Source organism: Pseudomonas sp. BJa3 (assembly GCF_026343815.1).
Lineage (GTDB): Bacteria > Pseudomonadota > Gammaproteobacteria > Pseudomonadales > Pseudomonadaceae > Aquipseudomonas > Aquipseudomonas soli.
In genome coordinates, this window is sequence record NZ_JAOXMC010000148.1 from 1 (window position 1) to 276 (window position 276).

A 276-nucleotide genomic window follows, 5' to 3' on the forward strand; every position below is an offset into this window, starting at 1 on the left:
CGCGCGCTGCGTGTGCGGGCGGTCTTCTTCCCGACGGCCTTCTTGGCGGTCTTCCGCGCCGTCTTGCGGGGCGCGGATTTTTTCGCGGTCTTGCGGGCCGTCTTCTTCGTGGCTTTCCGCACGGCCTTCTTGGCGGTCTTGCCAGCGGTTTTCTTGGTCGCCGTCTTCTTGGCAGCCTTCTTCGTCGCTTTCTTGGCCGCTTTCGTGGGCGCCTTCTTCGCGGTCTTCTTGGCCGTCTTGCGGCCCGCGCCGGACCGCTTGCCGCCTCCGTCCTGC

The 276-nt window shown here is 66.7% G+C and carries 1 protein-coding gene; it reads right to left on the reverse strand.

The window, feature by feature from the left end; genetic code table 11:
- The coding region (locus tag OH705_RS27205; RefSeq protein WP_267303436.1) for a hypothetical protein at positions 1-276 on the reverse strand (276 nt) is incomplete at both ends.